The sequence below is a fragment of the Jatrophihabitans sp. genome, from assembly GCA_036399055.1.
In the GTDB taxonomy this organism is placed as follows: domain Bacteria; phylum Actinomycetota; class Actinomycetes; order Mycobacteriales; family Jatrophihabitantaceae; genus Jatrophihabitans_A.
Window position 1 is genome coordinate 134,026 of record DASWNX010000021.1, and the last position, 26,815, is coordinate 160,840.

Annotated in this window: 21 protein-coding genes; 11 read left to right on the forward strand and 10 right to left on the reverse strand. The window is 68.9% G+C overall.

The features are described 5' to 3' along the window. Positions 1 to 46: 46 nt before the first annotated feature. The 3 genes from VGB75_08845 to VGB75_08855 are packed head-to-tail and all read right to left on the reverse strand — an operon-like array spanning position 47 to position 2,453. The gene (locus VGB75_08845) at positions 47 to 1,528 is read right to left on the reverse strand and encodes a ThiF family adenylyltransferase (protein HEY0167135.1); all 1,482 of its coding nucleotides are present in this window, start codon (positions 1,526 to 1,528) and stop codon (positions 47 to 49) included. Further along, on the reverse strand, positions 1,525 to 2,028 hold the full coding sequence (locus VGB75_08850) for a hypothetical protein (GenBank protein ID HEY0167136.1): 504 nt from the start codon (positions 2,026 to 2,028) through the stop codon (positions 1,525 to 1,527). Before VGB75_08850 ends, VGB75_08845 begins: the two co-directional genes overlap by 4 nt. Before the next feature lie 5 nt (positions 2,029 to 2,033). Beyond that, positions 2,034 to 2,453, reverse strand: a complete 420-nt coding sequence (locus tag VGB75_08855) for a hypothetical protein (protein ID HEY0167137.1) — start codon at positions 2,451 to 2,453, stop codon at positions 2,034 to 2,036. A 140-nt stretch (positions 2,454 to 2,593) separates the two neighbouring features. Between VGB75_08855 and VGB75_08860 the strand changes: the two genes are divergently transcribed. Together VGB75_08860 and VGB75_08865 are read left to right on the forward strand one after the other, a co-directional pair. Next, positions 2,594 to 3,478, forward strand: a complete 885-nt coding sequence (locus VGB75_08860; GenBank protein ID HEY0167138.1) for a hypothetical protein — start codon at positions 2,594 to 2,596, stop codon at positions 3,476 to 3,478. Positions 3,479 to 3,491: 13 nt separating this feature from the next. Continuing rightward, positions 3,492 to 4,070 (forward strand): DUF4325 domain-containing protein, encoded by a 579-nt coding sequence (locus tag VGB75_08865; protein HEY0167139.1) that lies wholly within the window; start codon positions 3,492 to 3,494, stop codon positions 4,068 to 4,070. A 310-nt stretch (positions 4,071 to 4,380) separates the two neighbouring features. Here the strand turns inward: VGB75_08865 and mfd are convergent, their stop codons facing one another. Beyond that, a complete protein-coding gene (mfd, locus tag VGB75_08870) occupies positions 4,381 to 7,977 on the reverse strand; it encodes a transcription-repair coupling factor (GenBank protein HEY0167140.1) in 3,597 nt (1,198 codons plus the stop codon). 242 nt (positions 7,978 to 8,219) lie between these two features. Between mfd and VGB75_08875 the strand changes: the two genes are divergently transcribed. Further along, positions 8,220 to 8,789: a hypothetical protein gene (locus VGB75_08875; GenBank protein ID HEY0167141.1), complete on the forward strand. Its 570-nt coding sequence runs from the start codon at positions 8,220 to 8,222 to the stop codon at positions 8,787 to 8,789. An 8-nt stretch (positions 8,790 to 8,797) separates the two neighbouring features. Continuing rightward, entirely contained in the window at positions 8,798 to 10,585 is a 1,788-nt protein-coding gene (locus VGB75_08880; protein HEY0167142.1) for a DUF4012 domain-containing protein, read from the forward strand. A gap of 26 nt (positions 10,586 to 10,611) precedes the next feature. On the opposite strand, the gene VGB75_08885 is transcribed toward VGB75_08880, so the two are convergent. Further along, positions 10,612 to 11,064, reverse strand: coding sequence for an adenylyltransferase/cytidyltransferase family protein (locus tag VGB75_08885; protein HEY0167143.1), 453 nt, complete (start codon positions 11,062 to 11,064; stop codon positions 10,612 to 10,614). Positions 11,065 to 11,202: 138 nt separating this feature from the next. Between VGB75_08885 and galE the strand changes: the two genes are divergently transcribed. From galE to VGB75_08915, 6 genes are read left to right on the forward strand one after another with little or no spacing between them, the layout of a single operon-like run. Next, positions 11,203 to 12,177: a UDP-glucose 4-epimerase GalE gene (galE, locus tag VGB75_08890; protein ID HEY0167144.1), complete on the forward strand. Its 975-nt coding sequence runs from the start codon at positions 11,203 to 11,205 to the stop codon at positions 12,175 to 12,177. Between the two features lie 39 nt (positions 12,178 to 12,216). After that, a complete protein-coding gene (locus tag VGB75_08895; protein ID HEY0167145.1) occupies positions 12,217 to 13,071 on the forward strand; it encodes a CDP-alcohol phosphatidyltransferase family protein in 855 nt (284 codons plus the stop codon). Beyond that, entirely contained in the window at positions 13,068 to 14,651 is a 1,584-nt protein-coding gene (locus VGB75_08900; GenBank protein HEY0167146.1) for an oligosaccharide flippase family protein, read from the forward strand. Before VGB75_08895 ends, VGB75_08900 begins: the two co-directional genes overlap by 4 nt. A 50-nt stretch (positions 14,652 to 14,701) precedes the next feature. Continuing rightward, complete coding sequence (locus VGB75_08905) at positions 14,702 to 16,453, forward strand: hypothetical protein (GenBank protein ID HEY0167147.1); 1,752 nt, start codon at positions 14,702 to 14,704, stop codon at positions 16,451 to 16,453. Between the two features lie 5 nt (positions 16,454 to 16,458). Continuing rightward, positions 16,459 to 16,908 carry a PssD/Cps14F family polysaccharide biosynthesis glycosyltransferase gene (gene pssD / locus VGB75_08910; GenBank protein HEY0167148.1) on the forward strand — a complete coding sequence of 150 codons (450 nt, stop codon included), beginning with the start codon at positions 16,459 to 16,461 and terminating at the stop codon, positions 16,906 to 16,908. After that, positions 16,905 to 17,456, forward strand: a complete 552-nt coding sequence (locus VGB75_08915) for a glycosyltransferase (protein ID HEY0167149.1) — start codon at positions 16,905 to 16,907, stop codon at positions 17,454 to 17,456. Before pssD ends, VGB75_08915 begins: the two co-directional genes overlap by 4 nt. Positions 17,457 to 17,534: 78 nt before the next feature. Here VGB75_08915 and VGB75_08920 read toward each other — a convergent pair whose 3' ends face one another. The 5 genes from VGB75_08920 to VGB75_08940 form a co-directional block, all read right to left on the reverse strand. Beyond that, positions 17,535 to 18,836 carry a hypothetical protein gene (locus VGB75_08920; protein HEY0167150.1) on the reverse strand — a complete coding sequence of 434 codons (1,302 nt, stop codon included), beginning with the start codon at positions 18,834 to 18,836 and terminating at the stop codon, positions 17,535 to 17,537. A 2-nt stretch (positions 18,837 to 18,838) separates the two neighbouring features. After that, the gene (locus VGB75_08925) at positions 18,839 to 19,792 is read right to left on the reverse strand and encodes a glycosyltransferase family 2 protein (GenBank protein HEY0167151.1); all 954 of its coding nucleotides are present in this window, start codon (positions 19,790 to 19,792) and stop codon (positions 18,839 to 18,841) included. Continuing rightward, a complete protein-coding gene (locus VGB75_08930; protein ID HEY0167152.1) occupies positions 19,783 to 20,706 on the reverse strand; it encodes a glycoside hydrolase family 16 protein in 924 nt (307 codons plus the stop codon). Before VGB75_08930 ends, VGB75_08925 begins: the two co-directional genes overlap by 10 nt. A 96-nt stretch (positions 20,707 to 20,802) precedes the next feature. Beyond that, positions 20,803 to 22,290, reverse strand: coding sequence for a family 16 glycosylhydrolase (locus VGB75_08935; GenBank protein HEY0167153.1), 1,488 nt, complete (start codon positions 22,288 to 22,290; stop codon positions 20,803 to 20,805). A gap of 356 nt (positions 22,291 to 22,646) precedes the next feature. After that, positions 22,647 to 26,216 (reverse strand): fibrinogen-like YCDxxxxGGGW domain-containing protein, encoded by a 3,570-nt coding sequence (locus VGB75_08940; GenBank protein HEY0167154.1) that lies wholly within the window; start codon positions 26,214 to 26,216, stop codon positions 22,647 to 22,649. Positions 26,217 to 26,608: 392 nt separating this feature from the next. Here VGB75_08940 and VGB75_08945 point away from each other — a divergent pair. Then, positions 26,609 to 26,815 (forward strand): hypothetical protein (locus VGB75_08945; GenBank protein HEY0167155.1); only part of this gene is annotated, 207 nt, incomplete at its 3' end.

The following is a 26,815-nucleotide window of genomic DNA, read 5'->3' on the forward strand; positions in this document are numbered from 1 at the left end:
GGCTGGGCTCCGCGGTGTCCTTGTATTAGCCGAGGGGCCGTGGCGCTCACCTGAGTCGCACCCCGGCTATTGGCTGGCTGCCGCCGCGGGCGAAGGCCGAGGTCGTGTTCGTCGAACATGTCGTGCACATCTCCGAGCGCCGGGGGGCGATGCGCGCCCACTTGCCGCGGCGGGCGATGAGCCGGTGGTGCACGACATCCGTCTGCTCACTGAGGCCGGTCAGCGACATCATCAGCTCCGAGACGGCCGGGGCGACGGCGAGCGCGTTGAGCGCCGCGACCGCTGGGGCTGGCTCGCCCGTTCCGTAGTCGGCCGCGCGGCGCAGGGAGTCCGGAAGGGCCTCCCGAGCCAGCGCGGTGTGGTCGATGAGACCCTGGCAATCCAGGCATCCGGTCTCGGGCATCACCATGCGGCTCACGGCGTGGACGATGCCGATGACTCCGTCCTGGTCGACGTCGACCTTGACGCCGACCTGGGTGGCGGGAATCAAGTACTGGTGCACGAGCTTGTTCACGACCAGCCGAGCCGTCGCGGTGTCTGCGGCGAGCATGATCCAGTCGCAAGTCGTGAGCGCGGCGGCTGCCTCGGGCTCGGATACGTCGAACTGGTACTGCTTAACCCGCACGGTCGGGTTGGCCCGACGGGCGGCGCGCGCTGCGATCGACGTCTTAAATCTGGTCCGGTTACCCAGCCACCGACGTGCCGGGGCCGGCAGCAAGTTCCAGGGGCGGCGGGTGAGCCATGTGAACGCGTCGAGAGGGCGAGAGCCGATGAGCCGCGGCAGGTTGTGAATCTCAACCCTGTCGTCGTCGATGACCACGATCTCGCCGACGCCGAGCCGGGCGAGCAGTTCAACGATGAGGCTTCCGGCTCCGCCGGCGCCGACGACGCCAATTCTGGTGCGGGCGAGGATGGCGCGGCCAGCGACGCCGAACAGGCGCGCCTGGCGGTCGTCACCGACGTTGTCGTTGAGCCCGGGCCGAGGCGAGGGGTACAGCGTCCTGATATTCGGCCCAATGACGGTGGTCATCGCGAGCGAAGCCCGGCCGCCGTCGGGCTGCCAGATGTCCCCGGCGACGGCGTGGTCAGTGATGACTAGGGCTCCGACGGGCAGGCCACCTGCGATGTCGAGCAGGGCGCCGTAGCCGCTTTCGTGGGAGTCGAAGTCGACGGAGCTGAATCCCACGGACTGGCCGTGGTTGCCGTGGCCATGGACCATGAGGACCGTCCAGCTCTCGCGGCGGGCGCGCTTGGTCATTCGGGTGAGGAAGGCGGGCGTGAGCGCCCGGTATCCAGTCGTGCCGGGGACGTAGTCGACGCCGTCAACAGCAGGAACGAACTCACGGGCGAGGAGTACCGGCCCTTCGGGTCGATCGGCGATACCACAAATCAGGACACCGCCGTGCTCGTCGTGGTCGCCGCGGTTGATGTACTCGGCCATCGCATTCCAGACGCCCTGTCCGATGCGTAAGGACCACGAAGGTGCGGACATGGCGGGAATGCGGTCGTCGTCGAACGGTTCGGTCATCCCGAGTTCCTGACGGTGGCGAGCACGCGCGCGAGCTTGCGGGCAGGGGAGTCGATGTTAGGGTCGCGACCGTTACTGCTGAGGCTGACCATCACCGCAGGCTCGGTGAACCAGGACTGGTTCTGGTGCATGAAGTTTTGGCCGGCGGCGTTGGTCTTGCCGATCGGGCCACCGTCGATCCGAGCGAGGTCCGGGCGCACCCAGACTGGGTAGATGTCGCCGTCCGGCACCGTGTGCGGGACGTGGAACGCGACCCATGTGACCGATTGCTCGAAGGGCACACCTAGGTCGATGCTTTCGATGAACACGTGGGCACCACCGTTCCCGTCGGGCCAGTGGATCAAGTGACCGGGCACCTGCTGCTCGATCGCGGTGATCGCTGACTCGACGGCTGGCGTGATCGCGGCGGCCGGCGCGGCGGCCGCGAGCGTACCGACGCGCTGCGCGGTCGCCACACACACGTCGTCAGCTGCGCTGGTGGAGGCGATGGCGATGGTCATGATCGTCAGGAGTTGTCGTCGGGCTTGACGGCGGTGAAGCAGTCGCCGTCGTGGACGGTCCAGTACTCGTCGTCGCCGATGGTGTGCTCGGCGTCCTTGCCGGCCCGCTCGACGGTGAGGTGGAAGTTGAGCTGGATGTTGGGGATGACGGCGGTGATCGCCTGCTCCTTGATCTCAAGGCCGGTCAGCCGCACGCCGTGCAGCGTGAGCGGGTGGTAGTTCATCTCCACCCGATGCTCGTGCTTCGGCGAGGGCCGAGGGTGGTCGTGCTGCAGGTCACGCGCGAACTGCTTTTCGTCACGATCAAGTTCGGCCCCGACTTGCCGCAGGTGTTCCTCGTCGCGCTCGATGGCGCGCGGGTCGTCCTCGACGCGCCGGCCTGAGTTGTGGACCGGATCGAAGTCGGGCTGGGATGCTGCATTCATGATCTTGTTCTCCTGTACTTGACGGGGTCCGAATCTTCATCGGTTTCATCGTACTCCATGAAACCGTAGAATATGATTCCTCTCGTGTCAAAACAGCGTCGATGCGGCGGCATCTCCTCAATGCGAGGGACACTTCTGCGGTGGAACTGGTGTTAGTCGGGGACCGGCCTCTCGCCGAGGCCGCGTTTTTGTCTGGCTCCGGGACGGATAACCTCGTAATCGACGCGGCGAAGTTGAGCTTCGCGTGCCCCCTGGACCTGGCTGGCATAGTCGCTACCGCGCATTGGGCCGCCGGCGGCGCAATCCGCGTCACCCTAAAGCTCCCGTCTGATCCGGCGGCGACGGCCTACCTGCAACGTATGGACGTCCTGCGCCAGATGCCTGCGCGTACGCAGATCGTGGGCCGAGTCCCACCAGATGCTCGGACGGACCATCACGGCAGTCTCATGGAAGTAACTGCGCTCAACGAGAGGAACGTCGACGACCTGTCCGAGCGACTCGGCCCGCTCGTGACCGGGTTCTATAAGGATGGCTCCAAAGCGGGCGCGGCGGTGTTTCGAGCGTGCAGCGAACTCATGAGCAATGCAACGGAACACGGGCTTAGCGAGCGGGGAGCCTTCATGGCCGTCCAACTCCACACCGGGCGCACTACCGGGTCGCCTCGACTGGAGTTCGCGGTGTGCGACACGGGCATTGGGGTCATGAACCACCTGCGCCAGAACCCCAGGCATGCGCACCTCACTAGAGATGAGGTGGCGATCGCGAAGGCTATTCGAGCAGGCGTGAGCGGGGTCAAGTCAGAGCTGCGTGGCAACGGCTTGAGTGACGCCATCTCAGACACCAGCCGCTACGGACGCGTCGACTTCCAGATCCGCTCCGGGAAGGGCGAGGTCAGGGTCGCGGGCGGCCCCGAAAGTCGTAGAACATCATCGAGCGGCCGTCCCGATCAGACGAGCGGTACCTGGGCGTGGCTCACCCACCACTTGCCGAGCGAGCGTCAGACTGTGGTTCAATCGAGACAATGAAACCGGAGAAGCCATGACTCAGTCAGCCAGTTTCGATGTCGTGCAACTTGCTAACTGGCCGGCCACGCGCGGCCTTGGGCAGGATGGCCGAGCCCGCCTAGATGATCTTTTGGGCGAGCGCGAAGGCGTCGATCTGGTGATCGACTTCGCCGGCGTAGAGGCCATGAACATCAGCTTCGCGGACGAGTTCCTTGGGAAGTTCCTCGCGTCTCATGACTTCTCGACCAACGGCACGACTGTCAAGCTCGCCGGTTTGAACGCGGACAACCTCTATACCGTGGTCGTCTGCGTCGAACGGCGTGGGACGCAGGTAGTCGTAGTAGAGCCAGATGGCAACCTTGCCCTCGTTGGCGAGAAGATGCTAGCTGATACCTTCGACAAGGCTCTAACGCTTGGGAAGTTCAAGGCGAATGACCTCGCCGTTGCACTGTCGCTCACCGCGCAAAACGCCAACAACCGCCTGAAGCGGTTGGCTCAAGCCGGTGCGATCCGCAAGGCCCAGGTGACGGGGTCCACCCGCGGTGGCAGGGAGTACATGTACGAAGTCCTGCCGTCCGAGGTAGCAGACCCCGCACAGCTCACGTCCGCCTAAGCGAGCCCTCTCAAAGCTAATTGACATTGTTCGCGTCGGGTAGTGACGGACGCGTCCTGGTAGCCAGCGCGCATAACGAGGCCTTCGCCCGCGATACCGGCAAACGTGAGTGAGCGCGTAGTCGGTGTTATGCGCGTGAGGCTGTGCCTGAACCGCACTCCGATCCGTGAGCCGATCAGGTGCCGTCCGCGATTCCACGGTGCCCGCCATGTGCTGAACTTCGGACAACTTCGAATCCGGCGGCTCGAAGTGGGGACAACAGCCACTCCAACCTAACGGCATCCAGCCGGCAGCATTGAGCAAGCCCGGCTCAGTTGGCCAGCACGGCCCGCAGCACCGGCCCGAGAATGGCCTCCAGCAAATCAGCGCACCAGGTCAGCAGCGGCTGGTCGCGCAACGGCTCGCCGCCGAACTTGGCCTCGGCCCAGCTGCCGTCGGGCTTGACCACGCCCTTGGGACGAGCAGCCGCCATGGTCGACACCGCCGGCTTGTAGACGGTCTTCTCATACGTGCGCTGCAGCCGGACCTGAGCCGACTCGGGCAGCAGCACCGGCGAGAACCGCACCGACTGGCCCTGCAGCGACACCTCGGTGATGCCGAACTTGCGGCACACCACCTTGAACCGGGCCACCGCCAGCAGGTTGTCCACCTCCAGCGGCATCGGGCCGAACCGGTCCAGCAGCTCCAGCCGCACCGCGTCGACCGCCTCGTCGGTGGTGGCGTTGGCCAGCGCCCGGTAGGCCTCCAGCCGCAGCCGCTCGCCGGGCAGGTAGTCCTGCGGCAGGTTGGCGTTGACCGGCAGGTCGACCTTGACCTCGCTGAACTGCTCCTGCTCCTCGCCGCGGAACTCCGAGACCGCCTCGCCGACCAGCCGGACGTAGAGGTCGAAGCCCACCCCGGCGATGTGGCCGGACTGCTCGCCACCTAAAAGGTTCCCGGCTCCGCGTATTTCCAAGTCCTTCATCGCCACCTGCATGCCGGCGCCGAGCTCGGTGTGCTGGGCGATGGTGGCCAGCCGGTCATGGGCCAGCTCGGTGAGCGGCTTCTCCGGCGGGTAGAGGAAGTAGGCGTAGCCGCGTTCGCGGGCCCGGCCGACCCGGCCGCGCATCTGGTGCAGCTGGGACAGCCCGAAGGTGTCGGCCCGGTCCACGATCAGGGTGTTGGCGTTGGGGATGTCCAGGCCGGACTCGACGATGGTCGTCGAGACCAGCACGTCGAAGTCGTTCTGCCAGAACCCCACCATGATCTTCTCCAGCGCGTCCTGGCCCATCTGCCCGTGCGCCACGGCGATCCGGGCCTCGGGAACGAGCTCGGCGAGCTTGGCCGCAGTGCGGTTGATGGACTCGACCCGGTTGTGGATGAAGAACACCTGGCCGTCACGCAGCAGCTCGCGCCGGATCGCCGCCGAGATCTGGCGCGGGTCATAGGCGCCGACGAAGGTCAGGATCGGGTGCCGCTCCTCCGGCGGCGTGAGGATCGTGGTCATCTCCCGGATGCCGGTCAGCGACATCTCCAGGGTCCGCGGGATCGGGGTCGCCGACATCGTCAGCACGTCGACGGCGGTGCGCATCGACTTCAGGTACTCCTTGTGCTCCACCCCGAAGCGCTGCTCCTCATCCACCACGACCAGGCCCAGGTCCTTGAACCGGACGGTCTGCTGCAACAGCCGGTGGGTGCCGATCACGATGTCGACGCTGCCGTCGGCGATGCCGGCCAGGATCTGGTCGACGTCGGCGGCGTGGGTGAACCGGGACAGCTCCTTGATGGTCACCGGGAACTGGTTCATCCGGCCGGCGAAGGTCTGGATGTGCTGGTGGGCCAGCAGCGTCGTCGGCACCAGCACGGCCACCTGCTTGCCGTCCTGCACGGCCTTGAACGCCGCCCGCACCGCGACCTCCGTCTTGCCGTAGCCGACGTCGCCGCAAATCACCCGGTCCATCGGCAGCTCTTTCTCCATGTCTGCCTTGACCTCGTCGATGGCCGCCATCTGATCAGGCGTCTCGACATAGGGAAACGCGTCTTCGAGTTCGCGCTGCCACGGGGTGTCCGGGCCGAAGGCGTAGCCCCGGGTGGCCATCCGCGCCGAGTACAGCCGGATCAGCTCGGCGGCGATCTCCTTGACGGCCTTGCGGGCCCGGCCCTTGGTCTTGGCCCAGTCCGCGCCGCCGAGCCGCGACAGCGAGGGCGCCTCGCCGCCGACGTACTTGGTGACCTGGTCCAGAGAGTCGGTCGGCACGAACAGCCGGTCACCCGGCTGGCCCTTCTTGGCCGCGGCGTACTCGATGATCAAGTACTCGCGCTCGCCGCCGTTGACGGTGCGGCGCACCATCTCGACGTAGCGGCCCACCCCGTGCTGCTCGTGCACCACGAAGTCCCCGGAGGCCAGCTGGATCGGGTCGATCGCGTTGCGCCGCCGGGACGGCATCCGGGACTTGTCCATCGCCGTGGTGCCGCGCTGGCCGGTCAGGTCGGACTCGGTGAGGATGGCCAGCTTCAGCTCGGCCGAGACCAGCCCGGACTCCAGCTGGCCGGTGGTGACGGTGACAACGCCGGCGTCGAGCTTGTCGATGCCGGGCGCCATCCGGGCCGCGATGTCGGCGGCGAGCAGCCGTTCCAGTGCCCGCTCGGCGCTGCCGTGGCCCTGGAAGACCAGTGCCAGCCGCCAGCCCTCGCGGGCCCAGTCGCCGATGTCGCCGAGCAGCGACTCGGTGTCGCCGCGGTAGGTCGGGGCCGCTTCGAAGGACGAGTCGACGGCGGCGATGCTCTGGATGTCGGAGCCGGCGACCAGCTCGTTGTCGGTGCTGAACGGCGACAGCGACCACCACGGGATGCCCAGCTCGATAGCCGCGTCGCGGACCTCGTCCAGCGAGCGCAGCGACGCCGAGCCGAGATCGACCGGCGCCTTGCCGCCGCCGGCGGCAGCGGCCCAGGACGCGGCCAGGAACTCCTCCGAGGTCGCGACCAGGTCAGCCGCCCGGGCCCGGACCCGTTCGGGGTCGCAGACCAGCACCGAGGCGCCAGGCGGAAACTCCTCGAGCACCAGGCGCAGCTCGTCGACCAGGACCGGGGCGAGGGACTCCATGCCCTCTACCTGGATGCCCAGGCTGATCGGCTCGAGCAGCTCGCCGAGTTCGGGATGCTCGGTCAGCAACGCCGCGGCGCGGGCCCGGACCGACTCGGTCAGCATCATCTCCCGGCACGGCGGCGCCCACACCCCGCCAGTGGCGATCTCGAGCGAGCGCTGGTCGGCGACCTTGAAGTAACGGATCTCCTCGACCTCGTCGCCCCAGAACTCCACCCGCAGCGGATGCTCCTCGGTCGGCGGGAACACATCGAGGATGCCGCCGCGGACGGCGAAGTCACCGCGCTTCTCGACCAGTTCGACCCGTGCGTAGCCGGCGGCCGCCAGCGCCGCGACGATCTCTTCCAGTTCGCGGCCGGAGTCACCGATCGAGATGCTGACCGGCTCCAGGTCGCCCAGGTCGGGAACCTGCGGCTGCAGGACCGAACGCACCGGGGCGACCACCACGCTCAGCGGGCCGGTGCTCGGATCGCGAGGGTCGGGATGGCGCAGCCGGCGCAGCACCGCCAACCTGCGGCCGATGGTGTCGGCGCGGGGCGAGAGCCGCTCGTGCGGCAGCGTCTCCCAGCCCGGGTACAGCGCCACCGTGTCCGGCGGCAGCAGGCACTGCAGGCTGGCCAGCAGGTCTTCGGCCTCGCGGCCGGTGCTGGTGACAGCGAGGACGGTGCGCCCGCCCCGTCCGGCCAGGGTGGCGATCGCCAGCGGCCCGAGGGCGGCCGGGCCCGACAAGGTGAGCGGCCGGGCGCCGCTTCGGCCGGCTGCCTCGATCACAGTGGCAAGGGCTGGGTCATCAAGGGCGGCGTCGACAAGTCCCGCCAAGCTCATAGGAACGAGCTTACGTGGCAGCCCCGACAGCTCGGCGCCACCTCACCCTCGGTAGCGGCAAACGTCCAATGTCAAACGCTTGTAAGTTGTCGCCCCCGACCGCTACATTACGGTCGCAGATTCGGGGGAATCACATGTTCGTCACACCGGGCGTAAAGAGCACGCCCCGCCAAGCTCGCAAGTGCCGCGTCGGGGCCGGATTCCGGCTTAGGGCGTCTTTCAGGCTTCTGATCGGCGGGCTGGTGCTGCTGACGAGCTGGTGGTCTCTCACCAGCGCCGCCCTGGCTCGCAGCTATCCACCCGCGCTCGGATGCGTGGTGCTGGCCAACGCGTCAGCCGACGGCAAGGTCCTCGATGTGCGCGGCATGGGCTTTCGAGCCGGCGCGACGGTGCTGGTCAGCGTGGCCGGCCGGCGAGCCGGCGGCGCGGTCGCCGATCCCGCCGGCTCCTTCGAAGCCGCCTGGCCCGTCGCCGGGCTGAGGCCCGGGGCGACGGTGGCCGCGGCCGATGGCGCGTGCGCCGTCACGAGCGTGCTGTCGGCCCACAACCAGCCGAGTCTGCGAAGTGAGATTCCACCGCCGCCACCGGCGGCGACGCTGCGCGGCAACCCGGTCCTCGCGGTGATCCCCCTGATCCCGCTGACCGGCCTGCCACCGCACCTGTTTCTGGGGCTGGCCGGCGCGCTGCTGCTCGCGGGCGTGGCGTTGACCGGCCTGACCGGTCGGTGGGGCCACCGCAGCGAGCGCCGGCCTGCCGCGGGCAGCTCGGCGTCCAGCGCCCTGCCGCTCATCTCGCCCCCGCCAACGCCCTGAAGGATCGCATGAAAGCCGTCGCGCCGGCGTCCGCTTCCGAGCGCCGGAGTCCGCAGCGTCAAGCGGTCCGCGCGCTGCGCGTGGCTGTGCTGGCCGGCTGCGCGCTGTCGCTGGTCGGCGTGCTCTGGCTCGCGGTGACCGCCGAGCTGGCCCGGCGCGAGGTGCAGGCCAGCCAGCAGTCGGCGAGCCGGCTCCGCACCGCGTTGGCCCAGGCCGACCTGCCGGCCGCCAGGAGCGCTGTCGACTCGCTGACCGGCCACGCCCGCTCGGCGCACCGGTTGACCACCGGGCCGGCGTGGTGGATCGGCGCGCGGGTCCCCTGGCTCGGCCGCCCGGCCCGCTCGATCCGCGTCTGCGCCGAGCAGTCCGACCAGCTGGGCTCGACGGTGCTCACGCCGCTGGTGCGCCTGGCCGACACCCTCACGCTGGCCGGAGTGCTCAACCACGGCTCGGTCCGGCTGCAGCCGCTCATCGAGGCCGCCCCGGTGCTGCGCCAGGCCGAGTCGCGGCTGCAGGCCGGCTCGCGCCAGCTCGACCGGCTGCCCCACGACACCTGGCTGGAGACGGCTGACCGATCCCGGAACAGCCTGCGCCTGAGCTTCGACAAGCTCGGAGCCCAGTTGCGGCCGGCCGGCCAGGCCGCCGACCTGCTGCCGCAGATGCTGGGCCGGGACGGCCCCAAGCGGTATTTCGTGGGGCTGCAGAACGAGGCCGAGTCGCGCGGGGTCGGCGGTATCCCGGGCGCCTTCGCGATCGTGACGGCCAGAGACGGCAGGCTCAGCTTCGACCGCTTCGAGAGCGACACCACCCTGAGCAAGGTCCGCACCGACCTCGACCTGGGCCCTGAGTACCACCAGCGCTACCGGGCCGCGGACCCGGTGAACAACTTCCCCAACTCGACCATCAGCCCGGACTTCTCCGACGCGGGCAAGATCTGGGCGGCGATGTGGCACAAACACAGCGGTCAGCGGATCGACGGCGCCCTGGCCATCGACCCGACCGCCATCTCCTACCTGCTGCGGGTGACCGGCGCCGCCACGCTGGCCGACGGCAGCACGGTGAGCGCGGGCGAGGTGGTCAGCCTGACCCAGCAGAGGCTCTATCGCACGCATCCGGACAAGGCCGCTCGCAAGGCCTACCTACTCGCGATCGCAAGGGCGATCTCGGTCCGGCTGATGTCGGTCCCCGGCTCGACCGGCCTCATCCAGGCCGCCGCCCAGGCGGTGAGTGAGCGGCGCATCGTGGTCTGGAGCGCCGAACCGGCCGTCCAGCAGCGGCTGGCAGCCGGCCCGGTCTCGGGAACCCTGCGCCCCGGTTCGGGCTACTTCGCCGGTTTCAGCACGGTGAACGCCACCGGCGGCAAGCTCGACTACTACCTGACCCGCGCCATGTCCTACTCCCGCCAGGGCTGCGGGGCCGGCAGCGTCAGCACCTCGACGTTCACCCTGGCCAACTCCGCGCCGGCCGGGCCGCTGCCCGCCTATGTCACCCTGCGGCTGGACTCGCCCGGCTACCGCACCCGGCCCGGCGACAACAAGGTGCTGCTCAGCTACTACGGAACACCCGGCTCGCAGATCGTCGGCGTCACCGTGGACGGCCGCCGGGCGGTGGCGATGCCGTCGTCCGAACGCGGGCTGACGGTGCTGACGCTGCCGCTGGAACTGGCCCGCGGATCGAGGCATGCGGTGACGGTGACCGCCATCGAGCCGGCTCGCTCGCCGGAGACCGTGATCCTGCGGCAGCCGGCGGTGAACCCGGTGCGGGTCACCACCCGGTTGCCCGACTGCGGCACGTAGCTTCCGAACAGGGCTTTCGGCTGAGGCTAGGCCCGCAGACCGAGCTCAATGTTCAGCGCCTGCCGCAGCATCGTCGAGGAGGTGTGCACCGTGTAGGGCAGGTAGAACACCTGCACGCCGACCTCGGCGAACTCCCGCTCCAGCCGGATCCCCTTGTCGGTGCCGCGCCAGTCATCGCCCTTGATGATCACGTCGAAGCGCAGCCGCTCCCACATCTCAAGCTTGGTGGGGACGTTCTCCTCGACTGCCTCATCGACGTAGCGGATGCTGCTGACGATCTCCAACCGCTCAGCCAGCGGGATCACCGGGCTCTTGCCCTTGGCGCGCCGGCTCAGATCGTCGGAGACGACGCCGGCGATCAGGTAGTCACAGGCAAGCCGGGAATTGCGCAAGATGTTGAGATGGCCGATGTGGAACATGTCGTAGACGCCAGGGGCGTAACCGATCCGTCGGGGCCCTACTGAGTTCAACCCGGCCATGGCTCCTCTTAGATCCTTCTCGCTCCCCGGCGCTACGTGCGAACAATGTTAAGATTAACCGATCCCCGCTCCCCCGTGTTGCTTTACGCTAACTTTATTAACGACACACCTGCAGACACCGGAGAGAACGGCTCGAACATGACGGACACCTGGCTGGTCACGGGCGGGGCAGGCTACATCGGCGCACATGTGGTGCGAAGCCTGCAGGCGGCAGGCGCCCAGGCGGTGGTGATCGATGACCTGAGCACTGGCGATCTGCGCCGGGTCGAGGTCCCCTTCGTCGAAGGAGACATCGCTGACCGCGAGTTGGTGGCCGACACCCTGCGGCAGCACCGGATCACCGGAGTGGTGCACCTGGCCGCTGACAAGCAGGTCGCCGAGTCGATGCGCCACCCGCTGGCCTACTACCGGCGCAATGTGTTCAATCTTATGCAATTACTGGACGCCATGGCTCAGGCCGGCGTCGCCAAGCTGGTCTTCTCCTCCAGCGCCGCGGTCTACGGCATGGTGGACTCCGCACAGGTCCGTGAGGACCACCCGACCCAGCCGATCAATCCCTACGGTGAGACCAAGCTGATCGGGGAGTGGCTGATCCGCGACCAGGCCCGGGCCACCGGACTCCGGTTCGCGGCACTGCGTTACTTCAACGTCGCCGGCACGGCCGCCCCGGAACTCGGCGATCTCGGCCGGTCGAACCTGATCCCCATGGTGTTCGACGCGCTGGCCCGCGGCGACCAGCCGGTGATCTTCGGCGGCCGGCACCCGACCCCGGACGGGACCTGCGTCCGGGACTTCATCCACGTCCAGGACCTCGCCGACGCTCACGTCGCCGCGATCGCCACGCTGGACTCCCCCGGCGCCGGCCACGTCTTCAACGTCGGCTGCGGCCGCGGGTACTCGGTGCGCGAGGTCATCGAGATGGTCGCCGAGGTCTCCGGACGCAGCATCGCCCCGCTCGTGGGTGAGGCGCGCCCCGGCGATCCGGCGATGGTGGTGGCCGACACCGCGCACATCAGCGCGACGCTGGGCTGGCGCCCACGGCATGACCTTCGTGAGATGGTGAGAAGTGCCTGGCATGCCCAGCCTCAGCAGCTCAGCGCTGCGCAGAGCTAGCAGCCCAGACCACACCGGCCGTCAGTGACAAGGTTTCTCATGGATGACAACGCCCTCGTGGCGAAGGACGGCTCCCTCGGGACCCGCTTTGACTACGCGCGTTCCCGGCTGGCCGGCGCCCAGAAGTCGACCGCCTCGGTGCCGGCCTACCTGCGCTTGGTCAACCGCAAGGCCGGCGGCCTGCTGGCCGCGGCAGGCTACGCGCTGCGGCTCACCCCGACCCAGGTCACGCTGCTGAGCTCGGCCATGTCCTTCGCCGGAATCGCCGTGCTGATCCTGCACCGCTCGTCGGCGCTGGCCGGCGTCGTGGTGTCACTGCTGCTGTTGCTGGGCTACGCCCTGGACTCGGCCGACGGTCAGCTGGCCCGGGTCCGGGGCGGGGGCAGCAAGGCCGGTGAGTGGCTTGACCACGTCACCGACATCGCCAAGATCAGCTCCCTGCACAGCGCGGTGGCGATCGCCGTCCTGCGCCACTTCGACCTGGAGTCGCTGCTGTACCTGGCGGTGCCGGTGATCTTCCTGGTCGCCAACGTGACCCAGTTCTTCGGAATGATGCTGCGCGACAAGCTCACGGTGGCCGACCGGTCGCAGCCCGGCTCTGCCGGATCGTCCTCGCTGCTGGTCGCGTTCGTGCTGCTGCCGCTGGATCACGGCACCCTGGCGCTGGCCTTCCTGGTGCTCGGAGCGCACACCCTGTTCCTGTGGTGCTACGGGTTCCTGGCGCTGTGCACCGTGCTGTTCTCGGTGCGCTCGCTGACCAAGGCCTACCGCGGGCTGCTGCGGGCCGAGCCCGCGGCTCTCCCTTCGGCCGGCGCCGCTCCGGCTGGCGCCACCCAAGCCGGCGCCACCCAGGCCGGCGGAGCAGCGTTCAGCCCGGCGCCGCAACGGCCATGAGCGTGGCCAGCGCTGCCCAGCCGGCGGCCGGCCCGCTGGCCGGGGTCGCCCGCGGCGGCAGCTTCGCGGTGCTGGGGACCGGCGCCGGTTCGATCTTCGGCTTCGTGCTGACCCTGGTCCTGACCCACGGCCTGACCACCACCACCGCCGGCCAGTTCTTCACCGCCACCGCCGTCTTCATCGTCCTGCAGACCTTCCTGTCCTTCGGGGTGGGCGCCGGCCTGGTCCGCTTCGTGCCGCGGTTCCAGGCGCTGGGCCGCCAGGCCGACGTGCCCGCGCTGCTGGTGGTCGCCTTCGTCCCGGTCATCGTCCTGGGCCTGGTGGGCAGCGTCGCGTTGTGGTTCGCCGCGCCGCTGCTGGCCTCGCACATCGGCCACGACAGCAACGACGCGGCACTGCACAGCATCCGCATCCTGGCGCTGCTGTTCCTGCCCGGCGTCGTCGAGGTGGGCCTCGTCGAGTGCACGCGGGCATTCGGCAGCGTCCGCAACTACGTGCTGCTGCAGCAGGTCGGCATACCGGCGGCCAGGCCGCTGCTGGTCGGCATCGCCATCGCGGCCGGCGCGCCGCTGTGGGGGGTGGTGCTGGCCTGGCTGATCCCGCTGTTGCTGGCCCTGCTGACCGCGGCCGCGCTGCTGGCTCAGCGGATGCGGGCACTGTTCGGCCGGCGCCTGGCCTGGCCGCAGCGAACCGCCTCGGTGCGCGAGGTCGCCGCCGAGTACTGGAGCTTCACCGGCGCCCGGGGGCTGGCCGGCGTCATGGAGATCCTGCTGACCTGGCTGGACGTGCTGCTGGTGGCGGCGCTGGCCTCACCGGCTGAAGCCGCGATCTACGCCGCCGCCAGCCGGTTCATCACCTCGGGAACCCTGGTGCTGCAGGCGCTTCGGGTGGCGATCGCCGGCGACGTCAGCGCGGCGCTGGCGCGCCGTGACACCGACCGGGTCAGCCAGATGTACTCGGCCGCCTCGCAGTGGGTGGTGTTGAGCTCCTGGCCGCTGTACCTGGTGATGGCGGCGTTCGCGCCGACGGTGCTTTCGATCTTCGGCGAGGACTACCCCTCCGGGGCGCACGCGCTGACCGTGCTCTGCCTGGCGATGTTGGTGTACCTGGCCGCCGGCAACGTCGGCACCGTGCTGCTGATGGGCGGCCGCAGCAGCTGGGTGCTGATGGACAAGGCAGCCAGCCTGGCCGTCAACGTGGTCGCCAACCTGGCGTTGGTGCCGCACTTGGGCATCACCGGCGCCGCGATCGCCTGGGCGGCCACCATCGTGCTCGACAGCGTGCTCGCCTTCTCCCAGGTCCGCTGGGGGATGCGGATCGGCGGCAGCTTGCGAGGCCTGGCGCTGGCGGCGGTGCTGGCCCTGGGCTGCTTCGGTGTGCTGCCGGTCATCGTCCGGCTCATCGCCGGCAGCTCGTGGGCAGCGATGTCGGTGGCGCTCGCGCTTTCGCTGAGCCTCTACCTACCGATGGTGTGGTTACGCCGGGACACTCTCGGCGTTCGGATCCTGATCGACGCGCTGTCGCCCCGCACCCGCTCGGCAACGACCCGGACACGGGGAAAGCCGGGTGCGCGCGGCTGAGCATCTGAAAGGCCGGCGGCGAAAGTAACCTAACTTGACAGCAGGAGCCAGTGACAGGCGTTGGGGGAAAGCGTGAGCACCATGTCGAATCGGAACACCGGGTGACCGGCGCGGCGCAGGCCGGTCCGCCGTACTCGGGCGCAGGGCCGTCGGTGGTCACGATCGGGCAGTTCTTCTCCACCCTGCACCGCCGCTGGCTGACGGTGACGGTGATGGTGATGCTGGGCCTGCTGGCCGCGGGCGCGCTGCTGTTGAACACCGCCAAGACCTACGAGGCGACCGCCGTGGTCGACATCTCGCCGACGTCCGGGGCTGCCGCCACGTCGATCAGCACCATCACCGAATCGCGGATCGTGACCTCCACGTCGGTGGCCTCGGCTGCCCGGCAGACGCTGGCCTACACCGGCACCCCGACCGAGCTGGCCCGCCAGGTCACCGTGACGTCGCCGCTGGACAGCCTGGTCCTCTACATCAGCTTCGCCGCCGACACCGCCCAGGGCGCCGCGGACGGGGCCAACGCCTTCGCCAACGCCTACCTCGACTACCGGACGCTGATCGCGCAGAAGGACATCACGCTGCGGATCGGCCGCATCCAGTCCCAGGTCGCTGACCTGCAGAAGAGCCTGGCGACCCTCGGGACGAGCCAGAACGACCCCCGGCGGGAGCTGCTGCAGAACCAGATCCAGCAGCTGCAGAACCAGCTGAACACCTATCAGACCTCGGTCATCAGTCCGGGCCAGGTCGCCGGCGCCGCGGTCGTCCCCTCGTCGCCGAGCTCGCCCCGGCCCCCGCTCTACTTGGCCGGCGGCCTGCTGCTCGGGTTGCTGCTGGGCGTCATCCTGGCCGTGGTGCGCGACCGCCGGGATGACCAGGTGCGCGATTCGGTGGATCTGGAGCACAGTCTGGGCGCGCCGGTGATCACCGAATTCGACGCTGACGAGGGCGGCCGGTCCCTGGGGCCGCTGGCCGCCACCGCGGCCACCCGCGGCGCCGAGGCCGACGCCTACCGCACGGTCACCACCGCGGTGACTTCGCACTCGGCCAGCAGCCGGACCGTGCTGCTGTGCGGCGCCGGTCACGAGGGCCTCAGCCGCGCCCCGTTGAACCTGGCGGCCACCTTCGCCAAGCAGGGACTGCGGACCGTGATCGCCGGCCCGGAGCGTGCCGTCGAGCCGGCCTACACCCTGCTCGGAGTCCAGGGCACGCCGACTTCGTGGGGCAGGCTGGCTGACCAGCTCGCGCCCACGACGGAGTTGCCGAATCTTCTGGTGCTGTCCCTGGGCGATGAGGTGTCGCTGGGGGCGACCCTGCGCGCCAACGACGACAGCCTGTCCGAGATCCTGGCCAAGGTCGACATCATCGTCCTGGACGGGGTGAACATCGAGCTGCCCAGCACCTCGCTGCGGCTGGGCCAGATCGCCAATGAGGCGATCGTGGTGGCCTACAAGAACCACTCGACCCATTCCGACATCGAACGGCTGGCCCGCCAACTGGCCCAGGTCAGCGTCACCGTGCTCGGCGGCATCCTGCTCAGCCGCCGGTCCGGCCTGCGCGGCAAGCTGTCCCGAGGGCGCCGGGACAAGCCCGCGTCGCGGCGATCGGCCGGCGGGGCCGGCCACCGTGATCTGGCCAAGGCTCAGCCCGGCCCCACCGCGCCGGTAGAGCCGCAGCCGGCCCGGGCGCCGGAGGCGGCGAACGTCACTTCCGGCGGCTCGGCCGCGGCGACCCAGCCCGCGGCGACCCTCGGGTCCGGTGGCGTCGGCTCGGCCTCGTCACGGCCGGCCACGGCCAGGAAGAGTTGACCAGGATGCGGATCTTGCTGGCCAGCTCCACCGGCGGCCATCTCGGGCAGCTTGACGCCTTGCGCCCGTGGTGGTCTGAGCACGAGCGGCACTGGATCACCTTCGACAAGCCCGACGCCCGGTCGATGCTGGTCGGCGAGGAGATCACCTGGGCCTACCACCCGACGACCCGCAACATCCCGAACCTGATCCGCAACTTCGGGGTCGCCTGGAAGGCGCTGCGCCGGTTCCGGCCGGAAGTCGTCGTCTCGACCGGGGCAGCCGTAGCGGTGCCGGTCTTCTACCTCGCGCGGCTGATGGGCATCCGCACCGTCTATGTCGAGGTCTATGACCGCATCGACACCGCGACCCTGACCGGCCGGCTGTGCCGGCCGGTGTCAGACCTGTTCCTGGTGCAGTGGGACGAGCAGCTCAAGCTCTATCCCAACGCCACCCTGATCGGCCAGCTGCTGTGAGCACGGCGCGCCCGCTCAACGGCGTGGTCACCGTCGGCACCGACCACCACCGGTTCGACCGGCTGATGGACTGGCTGGAACGCTGGGACGCTGGCAACCCCGGCGCGGTGCGCTGGATCGTGCAGCACGGCTCGAGCCGGCCGATGAGCGGCGCCGACGGGTTCGCCATGACCTCGCGCGCCGAGCTGCTCGAGTTGTTGCGGGCCGCCGACGTGGTGGTGACCCAGGGCGGTCCGGGCGGCATCATGGACAGCCGGGAGTGCGGCACGATTCCGATCGTGGTGCCCCGGCTGGCCCGGCTCGACGAGGTGGTCGATGACCATCAGGTGGCCTTCGTCCGGCAGCTGGCCCGCGACGGCCGGCTGATCGCCGCCCAGTCCGAGACCGAGCTGCACGCCGCACTCGATCGGGCGGTGCTCGATCCAGCGGCCCTGTCGGTCGGCGCTGACACCAGCGACGTGAGCCAGACGGTGGCGCGCTTCGCCGCGGCTGTCTCTCAGTTGCTGGCGAGCAAGCCGGCCCGCCTCAGCAGGCGCGCGGTCCGCTGAGCTGAGGCGCGCCCACGCGGGTCAGACTCGGGCAGGCGCCGGGTCAGACTCGGGCAGCACGCCGGGGCAGGCACCGGGTCAGGATCGGGCAGCCAGCTGCCGCGACGCCGAGCCGGCAGGGGCTGCGCGGCGCGCGGCGGCGGCCACCTCACCTCGGTAGGTCCGCAGCGCCATCGCGGCCGCGGCCATCACCACCGTCAGCTGGAGGCCGTCATAGCCGTAGTAGAAGAACGTGGCGAAGGCGACGAACAGCGTCGCGTGCACCCACAGGTCGGCCTGGCTGCGGGCCTGCCAGCTCTGCAGCACGACCAGGGCGAACCAGCCGAGAAAGAGGGCCAGCGCCACGAAGCCATAGCTGAACATGACGTTCCACACCTGCCCCTGGGTGCCGATGGACACATCCAAGGTCTGGGACGGCTGCGGCGCGCCGTGGCCGAAGACCGGCGAGTCCACCGCCCCGTCGAACGCCTCCCGGTAGATGGTCGCCCGGCCCAGGTTGGTGCGGCTGTAATGCAGCCGCTCCTGCAGCCTGGCCACCACGCCGACCGACACCGCCACGGTCAGGCCCACCGAGGCTCCGCCCAGCACCACCGACAGCGGCAGCAACCGGCCACGCAAGGCCAACCGGATCGAGGCGTAGGCCAACACCAGCCCCAGGGCCAGGAACATCCCCCGGTTCAGGGTCGCGAACGCCGGCACGAGAGCCGCGGCCAGCAGCGCCGCTATCGCCAGCCGCGCGGCTGGGCGCCGGAAGGTCATGATCGCGGCCACCATCAGCGGCGCCAGCAGAGCGACGTTGCATCCCCAGCTGTTGGTGTAGGGAAACGGAGCGCTCGGACGGTAGAAGGTGCGCGGCGAGCCGTAGGGCCGTTGCACCTCGGCGAAGGACGGGTGCACCAGGGTGCGCACGTACTCGTTGTTGGCGATATTCGCCGGCAGCAGGGATTGCATCGGGGTCGAGAAGTCCCCGCGCGGCGCCAGCACCCCCAGGTAGCCGCCGATGACCACGACGGCGAAGAACAGCACCAGGGCGCGCAGCACCGTGCGGTTGCTCAGCTGGTCCCGGCCGTTGTAGATGTAGAGAAAGACGATGCTGGAGCCGACGTAGTTGCCCATCCGGACGCTGAAGCCGATCAGGCGCGATCCGGAGGTCAGCGTGAGCGCGGCCACGCAGGCCCACACCACGAAGCCGATCCACAACCAGAACGCCGCCGGCACCTCGACGTTCCTGCGCTGGATCAGCAGCAGGAACATCGGGATGGCGATGAGGATCACCGCGAACGCGCCCAGGCCCAGCAACCACCAGACCGGGAAGCCGGCGAACAGCGCGTACACCGGCCACGCCGGAAGCTGCCGCGTTCGGGCGAGCGGCCTGCTCATGCTCAGATCCCGCGACCGAACCGGCGGGCTGTGGCCAGCACCCGGTCGGCGCTGGCCAGGCGGCTGGCCACCACCAGAGCCGCGTAACTCTGCCGGGCGCGGCGCGACTTGCGCAGTGACCGCAGCGCCCACTTCGCCGCCGAGGCGCGATTTCCCAATGCCGCGTGGGAGAACGCGATCTGGCCTTCGATCCGGGCCAGGCCGGCCGGGTCCTGCGCGAACTCCGGCACCCGCTCAAGCAGGTAGGTCAGAGCGTCGTTGATGGTCTGCCAGCGGCTGGCGAAGAAGGACGAGTCATGCAGGTACACCCGCGACTGGGCCTGCTCGACGCAGACGATCGGGCCCTGCCGAGCTGCTCGCAACAGCAGCTCGTAGTCCTCGGCGTAGCTGCCCGGCAGCTGCTCGTCGACCAGGCCGATCACGCTGAGAAGCTCGGCGCGAGGGATGAGGTAGGTGGAGGCGTTGGCCTCGATGTGCCGGTCGTTGAGCAGGTCGGCGAACGTCAGAGCGGGCAAGGAGGCCAACCGGGGGATGTCTTTGCCCCGGTAGTGGTAGACGAAACCTGATGCCGCCGCGGAAGCCTCGGGGTGCTTGCGCAGCAGGTCGACCTGGGCGCGCAGCTTTCCGGGCAGCCATTCGTCATCGTCGTCACAGGAGCCCACCAGCTCACCCGTGGCGGCCACGTAGCCGGTGTTGCGGTTACCCGCCAGGCCGGGAGTCCGGTTGTTCACCAGCACCCGCACCGTGCGCCCGTCGCGGAGGGCGACCTCCGGCATGACCGGCTCGGTGCCGTCATAGACGATCAGGCACTCGATGTCGCCCGGGTAATCCTGATCGATCACCGACTGGACGGCGCGAATCAGCAATTGCGGGCGGTTCATGGTGGGCACGACCGCGGTGACCAACGGCCACACGGTCGCATCAGCTCGCCAGTCGGACATGCTCGTCAACGCCATTGAGACACCTTCACCCAGTCCACCACCATGTCAGCCGGAAGTCCGGTCTCGGAGTTCGGGCTGCCGGGCCAGCGGCCGCCCACCGCGAGGTTGAGCCGGAGGAAGAACTCGCCGGCGAAAGCCTCGTCTATCCAGGGCGCGTTCGCCCGGTCGCGTTCAAAGGTCAACTGCCCGTCGACGTACCACCGCACCACGCCGGACTGCCATTCCGCGGCGTAGGTGTGGAACCCGCTCGCCGGACCGCCCTTGACCGGGGCGGAGTAGGACTGCTTGGCGAAGGTGCCCTTTCCGTCGTACCACAACGTGTGGTGCACCGACCCGGCTTCGGGGTCCTGGCTGTCCCCGGTGCCGATCGCCTCCATGATGTCGAGCTCGCCGTCGCCGGAGCCGTTGGCCGGACGCATCCAGAACGCCGGCCACAGTCCCTTGGACTTGCCGGCGGCCAGCGGCAGCTTGGCCCTCATCTCGAAACGGCCGTGGTGCCAGGCAGCTTTGCCTTCGGTGCTCAGCATCGCCGAGGTGTAGGAACGGCCACGGGGAAAGCGGGAGTCCTTGTCGCCGCAGATCACCGGTGGATTCTCCCGGGCGGCCCGCAGGGTGAGCATGCCCCCGGCCACCTCGACGTTCTTCGAACGCTTCATCAGGCAGGCCAGCTCCAGATTTCCTTCTCCGAAAGTGGAATGGTCCTCAGCGTTCCACTTGGACTCATCCAGGGTTGATCCGTTGAAGTCATCAGACCAGACCAACTGCCAGCTCGCCTTGGAATCCTGACCGAACACCGCCGCCGCAGTGACCGTCGCGGCCAGGGCGAGCAGGGCCAGAACTGCCACGGCCAACCAGCGGCCGGGCTTGCCGCGGCTGGGCGCGGGCGCCTCGGGAGCGCTGTCGTGCTGTGCTGATCTCAGATCATCCATGTAAACGACTCTGCCCCCGTGGGCCCGGTCCTTGGATCGCGGACCGGGACCACGGAAGCATATGTCAGCAGCTAGATCGCTGTTAGCCGCGGCTCGCTAGCCCAGCTGGTAAACCCGCACGTAGTCGATGACGAAGTCACTGGCGCCGAGCGGGGCGCCCTTGACCGGCAGTCCGTACCAGTTCGGCATGCTGCCACCGACCTGCAGGTTCAGCCGGATGTTCATCGGCTCGTTGAAGCTCGGGTCGAGCCAGGTGAGCTGCGACTGGGTCTTGGAGAACACCAGCCGGCCGTCGACGTACCACTTCATGTAGCCGGGCTGACGGTCCACCGCGTAGGTGTGCCAGGTGCTGGTGTTGCCGCTGGGCAGGGTGTCCTCGTGCCCGGCCTTGGCCAGGTCGCCGTTGGTGGACTGGTGGACCGTCTGCACGGTCTGGTTCACCCGGCCGCCGACGGCCTCCATGATGTCGAGCTCACCGAGGGTGGTGTTGTTGCGCAACCAGAAGGCCGGCCACATTCCCTGGGCGGTGGGCAGCTTGGCGCGCATCTCGAAGCGGCCGTACTTCCAGGACCCGCGACCGATGGTGTCGAGGTAGCCGGAGGTGTACTGCCGGGTCGTGCTGCCGACGGTGTAGGTCTCGTTGATCGCCCGCATGGTCAGGGCGCCGCCGCTGACGAAGACGTTGTCCGACCGCGAGGTGACGATCGACTCCTCGTTGCGTGCCCAGGAGTTGTTGCGGACGTTCCACTTGGTGCGGTCGATGCTGTTGAAGTCATCGTTGAAGACCAGCCGGTACCCGCTGGGAGCGGGAGCCGAGGTGGTCGGGGCCGGGGCCGGAGCCGAGGTGGTCGGAGCAGGGGCCGGAGCCGAGGTCGTCGGAGCCGGAGCCGGAGCCGAGGTCGTCGGAGCCGGAGCCGAGGTGGTCGGAGCCGGGGCCGGAGCCGAGGTGGTCGGCGCAGGAGCCGGCTTCTTCACCGGAGCGGGCTGGACCGGCTGGGACAGCAGCACCAGGCTGGGCTCGCTGACCAGCAGGCTCTTACCGCGGGGCAGGGACCAGGCGAGGATGTTGAAGTCGATCGTGCTCTGGTTCGCCTTGGCGGTGTAGTTGGCGCTGACCTTCACCCAGCCGGTGGTCCGCAGCCAGGCGCTGGCGCGGTTCTCCCCGCGGTACAGCAGGCGCTGGTACTCCATCATGCGTGCCGCCGCGGTGAGGCCAGGCGCGTCCGTCCGGATCCAGGCGCTGGCCTGGTAGGTCGCGCCGGCCTGGGTCGCGCGCACGGTGTTCACCTTGTCGTTGAGCGCCAGGGTGAGCGGGGCGGCGGTCTCGTTGCGCAGCCGGATCGCGCGGTGCCCGTCGTGGCCCGCGACGATGGCCAGCGAGCCGCCCGAGCGGGTGAACCAGCCGGCGGTGCCATTGCTCAGCGTGGGGTTGGCGACCAGGTTGACGGTGGAGGCGCTGGCCACCGCGGTCGTCGAGGACAGGTTCAGCGCGGTCACCGCGCCGGCGCCGACCAGGGCAACCAGTGACGCGCCGACCCAGGACCTTGTGTATGCGCTCTTACGAGCACTGTGGTGGCGACGCATGATTACTCCTAGTAGTCGGTTAACGCCCTTATCGTCAGCGCCCCCGCCAAGCTGAGTGGTTACCGTACGTGTTTTTCAAACCACTGTCAGTACCTGAAAGTAATCAAGGGTGTGCCGATACAGCCCGTCATCTCTGGGACCAGGGCCTCGTAGCCGCCACCACGCGGGGCTTTACCAGCTAATTCATGATCGCGTGGAAATTTCTCGACATTTATGAAAATTAATTACTTACAGTGATGTAACTAGGACTTTACATGCCGTGATCGGGGTAGACCTCACACGCGGCAAAGCCCCTCCTGAGGTACTCAGGAGGGGCTTTGCGGCCATGGCTTTCGACGCTCGCGGCGCCGACGGGGTTACGGGGCGCTAGGGGCGTCCCACACGGCGAGATCGTCCAGGGAGACCGACTTGGCGCCCACGTTCGTCCCCCCGCGCACCACGGACAGGAACAGCTGCCCCGCGGCCGTCACGCCGGTGTCGGTGTTGGTCGACTTCCACGCCACCGGCTCGGCGGCCCCATCGGCCCAGATCTTGAACTGGATCGTTGAACCGCTCACCCGCAACCGCAGCCACTGCTTGCCAGTCGTCACAGCCTGAGCGCCGGCCACCGACTGCACCGTGCTGGTCACGCTGTTGACGTTCTTCTGCACCGTCACCGTCGCCGAGTTCGACTGCAACTGCAGCCCATAGCCATTGCGCGGCCGGTAACCGTTCTGCCACCCACCCCAACCCCGCAGATACACGCTCAGGTAACTCAACGCGGTGTTCGAGGACCAGGTGTAAGAAGTCAACACCTCACTGTCCGCCTGGACGGCCAAGCCGGTCAGTTGAGCCCGGCTGTACGCCCCGGACACATCCTCGACCGCCAGCCGGCCGGCCCCGCCCTGGATGTCGACGGCCCCGCTGCCCGCGGTAGCCGTCCAGGAGGGCGCCCACGGCGCACCGTCTGCGCCGCTGAAGGCGTCGGTGAACACCGGCGGGATCTCGGTCAGGGTGGTCACCGACACCGGGGCGCTGTCGGCTCCGACATTGCCCGCCGCGTCCACCGCCCGGACGGTGTAGCTGTAGGTGGCGCCGGGAGTAAGGCCGGTGTCGGTGAAGCTCAGCTCAGCGCTCTGGCCGACCTGCGTGCCGTCGCGCAGCACCTGGTACCCCGTCACCCCGCGATCGTCGGCAGCCGCAGTCCAGGCCAGCGTCGCGGCCGTGGTGGTCACCCCGGTGCTGCTCGGCGCGCCGGGCGCGCCGGGCGCGGTGGTGTCAGCCGGCACGTTCACGCTCACGCTCGCCGAGGTCGCGGTGTTGCCCGCGGCGTCACGTGCTCGCGCCTGCAAGGTGTGACTGCCCACCGCGGTGGCCGACCAGGTGAAGCTGTACGGCGCGGTCGTCGAGCTGGCCACCACCGTGCCGTCGACCAGCAGGTCCACCCCCGCCACGCCGGTGTCGTCAGAAGCGGTGGCCGTGACAGTGGTCGGGCCGTACACCGACGCGCCATCGGCCGGGCTGGTGATCGCCGCCGTCGGGGCGGTGGTGTCCGGCGGCAGCACGCTCAGCTTCGCCGAGGTGGCCGACCGGTTGCCGCCGTTGTCGACAGCCCGCACCCAGTAGTTCGCGGGCACCGAGCCGGTGGTGTCGATGTATGACAGGCCGGTGGTGGAGATGATCACCCGGTCATCGCGCAACACCTCGTAGCGCACCGATCCGGAGTTGTCGCTAGCGGCGTCCCAGCTGAGCTTGAGCCCGGTCGTGGCGGTGCTGGAGCGCAGGTTGGCCGGTGTGGTCGGCGCGGTCGAGTCGCGCTGGCAGAACTTGCCGAAGCCGCCGAGCCACTGGTAACCGGAGCCCTGGTAGGAGCCCTGCTTGAAGTCGCCGCCGAACCACAGGCAGCCGTTGGAGTCAGGCGTCAACTCCCACCCGCCGATCCCGGACCGGGTGTCCAGCCCGCTGGGGTAGAACTCGGGCAGGTACTCCCCGGTCTGGGCATCCCAGGCGCCGATGTACTTGATGTTGTGGACGTCGGCGGCGGTCGGGATCGTGTTGCTGTAGTCGAACGTGCCGGAGTAGCTGTAGTTGCCGCAGTGGCAGCTGGCGTAGAGCACGCCGTTGGAGATCCCGATGGTCTGGAGGTCCCCGCCGGACCGGGTGATGTGCGAGCTCTGGCGGGCGAAGGTGTCACGGGCGTACCGACTGAGGATGTGCTGAGAGCCGCCCACCCAGACGCCGTCGCCGTCTTCCTTGATGGCCTGCTGGTAGGTGTTGTCACCGGAGCCGAGGCTCGGCTGGTACTGCGCCAGGCCGGGAACCGACGCGGCGCCGGTGGCGGTGCTGATGACGCCGACGTTGGGCGAGGCCACCCCGTTGACGTTGTTGAAGTAGCCGCTGAAGTAGACCCGGTCACCCTGGGCGCTGGCGTCGAGCTCGATGACCGAGCCGTCGAAGTTGGGCTTCCAGGCGCCGTCGGGCATGCCGTCAGAGACCCGCAGCCGAGCCGCGCGGCCGACCGTGACAGGGCCCTTGACCGGCACGCCGCCGGTGACCCGGTTGAACCGGCCGCCGATGTAGAGGTAGCCGTCCTGGTAGTCGATGGCCTTGACCTGCGCGCCGGCGCCGATCTCGGTGGTGACGAAGTCGACCGTCGCGGTCCAGCCTGCGACCGTCGCGCCGGTGATCGGGTCGAGCTCGGTGAGCCCGTTCACGCCGGCGACGCCGTTGACCATGGTGAACTCGCCGCCGACCACCAGCTTGCCGTCCGGAGTGGCCTGCAGGTCCCACACCATGCCGTTGAGACTCGGCCGGAAGCTGGACAGCCAGGCGCCGGTGTTGACGTCGAAGCCGGCCAGCCAGGGCTGGGCGATCGAATCGGCCGCTGCCGGGTTGGCGCCCTTCTGGACCTTCTGGAAGCCGCCGCCGACGTACATGACATCGCCGATCTGGGCGAAGGTCTCGACCTCCATGTTCAGCTCGCTGACCGCGCCGGCGATGCCGGTGACACCCCAGGGGGTGTTGGGCGAGGTCGTCGAGGAGACCATCGGGCGCACCGTGCTGGCCGGCAGCCCCTGATCCGGGATCGGCTGGAAGCCGGCCGTGGTCAGCTTCGGCCGGAGGAACACCTGGGTGAACGGCAGCGCCGACTTCTCACTGGCGTACTGCCAGAGGTAGCTGGTGGCGTTGTTCTGGCCGGCGATCGTGTTGCCGTAGGACCAGCCCATCTTGTAGTTGTGGGTCGAGGACTCGCTGGTGGTCAGCCGCAGCAGGCCCTGCTCTTTGCTGCTGCTGGCCCACGACTGGGTGTTGCCGCCTCCGTAGCTGGCGCCGTTGATCTTCATGCCGGAGAACAGCACGCCGCCGCCGACTGCCCAGGTCCAGGCGGAGCGGTTCGAGGCCATGATCCGCATCTCCTGGTAGGAGGTGCCGGTGAGGTTGGTGGCGCGGCGGACCCTGATGCCGTCAGTGAGGGCGTCGACCCGGCCGCCGCCCAGCAAGGCTTGCACGGTCGCGGACGGCAACGCCGCCGGAGCGAAGGCGCCAGTGCCGCTGGGGGTGGTGCGCAGCGTCGCCGCGCTGCCCTGGCCGGTGTGGCTCCAGCTCCAGCCCTCCCGGCCGCGCCCGACCAGAACCCAGCCGCCGCCATCGGTGGTCATGTCGCAGTAGAACTGCTCCGGCGCGAGGAGTTGCGTGGTCTGGAGCCAGTAGACGCCGTCTGCGCTGGCCGGCTTGAGCTGCTTGACGGCCCAGCACGACGGCGCGGCCAGCGAGGACTGGGAGCCGTCCAGCGCTGAGTCGGGGGTGGCCGCGGCAGCATCGGGGATCCCGGTGAAGCCGCCGGCGAGCACGCCGGCTGCCAGCACCACGGCGCTTAGCAAAGCGCTGGCGCGCCGCGACAGCGGGCCGGTAGCGGTCAAACCCTGGGCATTGGCACTGCGGAGCATTGTCTCCCCAACCTGAGAGGCCGCGACGGGTGCGGTCCTGCGGAACGATCGTGGGGCCCGACAGCGCGTGGCGGCTGTGTAAGCCCTTAAGTACTCATGCTGCTATGAGCCGCTCGTAAAATCGGTGCTAAGCGACTGTTAAGAGAGTAGACGACAGCCGACGTGCTGTAAAGCTGGAATGAGTTGATATTAGCCTTAGTTTTCAAGGGCAAAGTCCGACTACGGCCTGTTATGAGACTCTTACGCTCTGCAGTCAATCCTCTCAGAATCGGCCACTCGCCCCGGTTGCTCGCCCATGGACATCCGCCTCGCCCATGGACATCCGCCTCGCCAGGTGGGACGCTGCAAGCAGGGGGCGCGCGATGCCTACGAAGCTGACGACCATTGTCCTGATGAGTCTCGTGGTGCTTGTCGCACCTGCTGGGCCAGTGGCGGCGGAGCACTTGGACCAGACCACGACCAAAACCTCGGGCGTGCTGGCGGCCAGACCCGATCAGATCGACTTCAAGTCCAAGAAGGTCGGGACCGAGAACTACAAGCGGACCAAGATCACCAACACCGGCCCGGTAGCCGTCCGCCTGCTGGTGAGCGCCGGCCTG

Bases quoted from the DNA above. Each gene is read 5' to 3' on its own strand.
- VGB75_08845 (HEY0167135.1), bottom strand. From the start codon at position 1,528: ATGACCGAACCGTTCGACGACGACCGCATTCCCGCCATGTCCGCACCT.
- VGB75_08850 (HEY0167136.1), bottom strand. From the start codon at position 2,028: ATGACCATCGCCATCGCCTCCACCAGCGCAGCTGACGACGTGTGTGTG.
- VGB75_08855 (HEY0167137.1), bottom strand. From the start codon at position 2,453: ATGAATGCAGCATCCCAGCCCGACTTCGATCCGGTCCACAACTCAGGC.
- VGB75_08865 (HEY0167139.1), top strand. From the start codon at position 3,492: ATGACTCAGTCAGCCAGTTTCGATGTCGTGCAACTTGCTAACTGGCCG.
- mfd (HEY0167140.1), bottom strand. From the start codon at position 7,977: ATGAGCTTGGCGGGACTTGTCGACGCCGCCCTTGATGACCCAGCCCTT.
- VGB75_08880 (HEY0167142.1), top strand. From the start codon at position 8,798: ATGAAAGCCGTCGCGCCGGCGTCCGCTTCCGAGCGCCGGAGTCCGCAG.
- VGB75_08885 (HEY0167143.1), bottom strand. From the start codon at position 11,064: ATGGCCGGGTTGAACTCAGTAGGGCCCCGACGGATCGGTTACGCCCCT.
- galE (HEY0167144.1), top strand. From the start codon at position 11,203: ATGACGGACACCTGGCTGGTCACGGGCGGGGCAGGCTACATCGGCGCA.
- VGB75_08895 (HEY0167145.1), top strand. From the start codon at position 12,217: ATGGATGACAACGCCCTCGTGGCGAAGGACGGCTCCCTCGGGACCCGC.
- VGB75_08900 (HEY0167146.1), top strand. From the start codon at position 13,068: ATGAGCGTGGCCAGCGCTGCCCAGCCGGCGGCCGGCCCGCTGGCCGGG.
- pssD (HEY0167148.1), top strand. From the start codon at position 16,459: ATGCGGATCTTGCTGGCCAGCTCCACCGGCGGCCATCTCGGGCAGCTT.
- VGB75_08920 (HEY0167150.1), bottom strand. From the start codon at position 18,836: ATGAGCAGGCCGCTCGCCCGAACGCGGCAGCTTCCGGCGTGGCCGGTG.
- VGB75_08925 (HEY0167151.1), bottom strand. From the start codon at position 19,792: ATGGCGTTGACGAGCATGTCCGACTGGCGAGCTGATGCGACCGTGTGG.
- VGB75_08930 (HEY0167152.1), bottom strand. From the start codon at position 20,706: ATGGATGATCTGAGATCAGCACAGCACGACAGCGCTCCCGAGGCGCCC.
- VGB75_08935 (HEY0167153.1), bottom strand. From the start codon at position 22,290: ATGCGTCGCCACCACAGTGCTCGTAAGAGCGCATACACAAGGTCCTGG.
- VGB75_08940 (HEY0167154.1), bottom strand. From the start codon at position 26,216: ATGCTCCGCAGTGCCAATGCCCAGGGTTTGACCGCTACCGGCCCGCTG.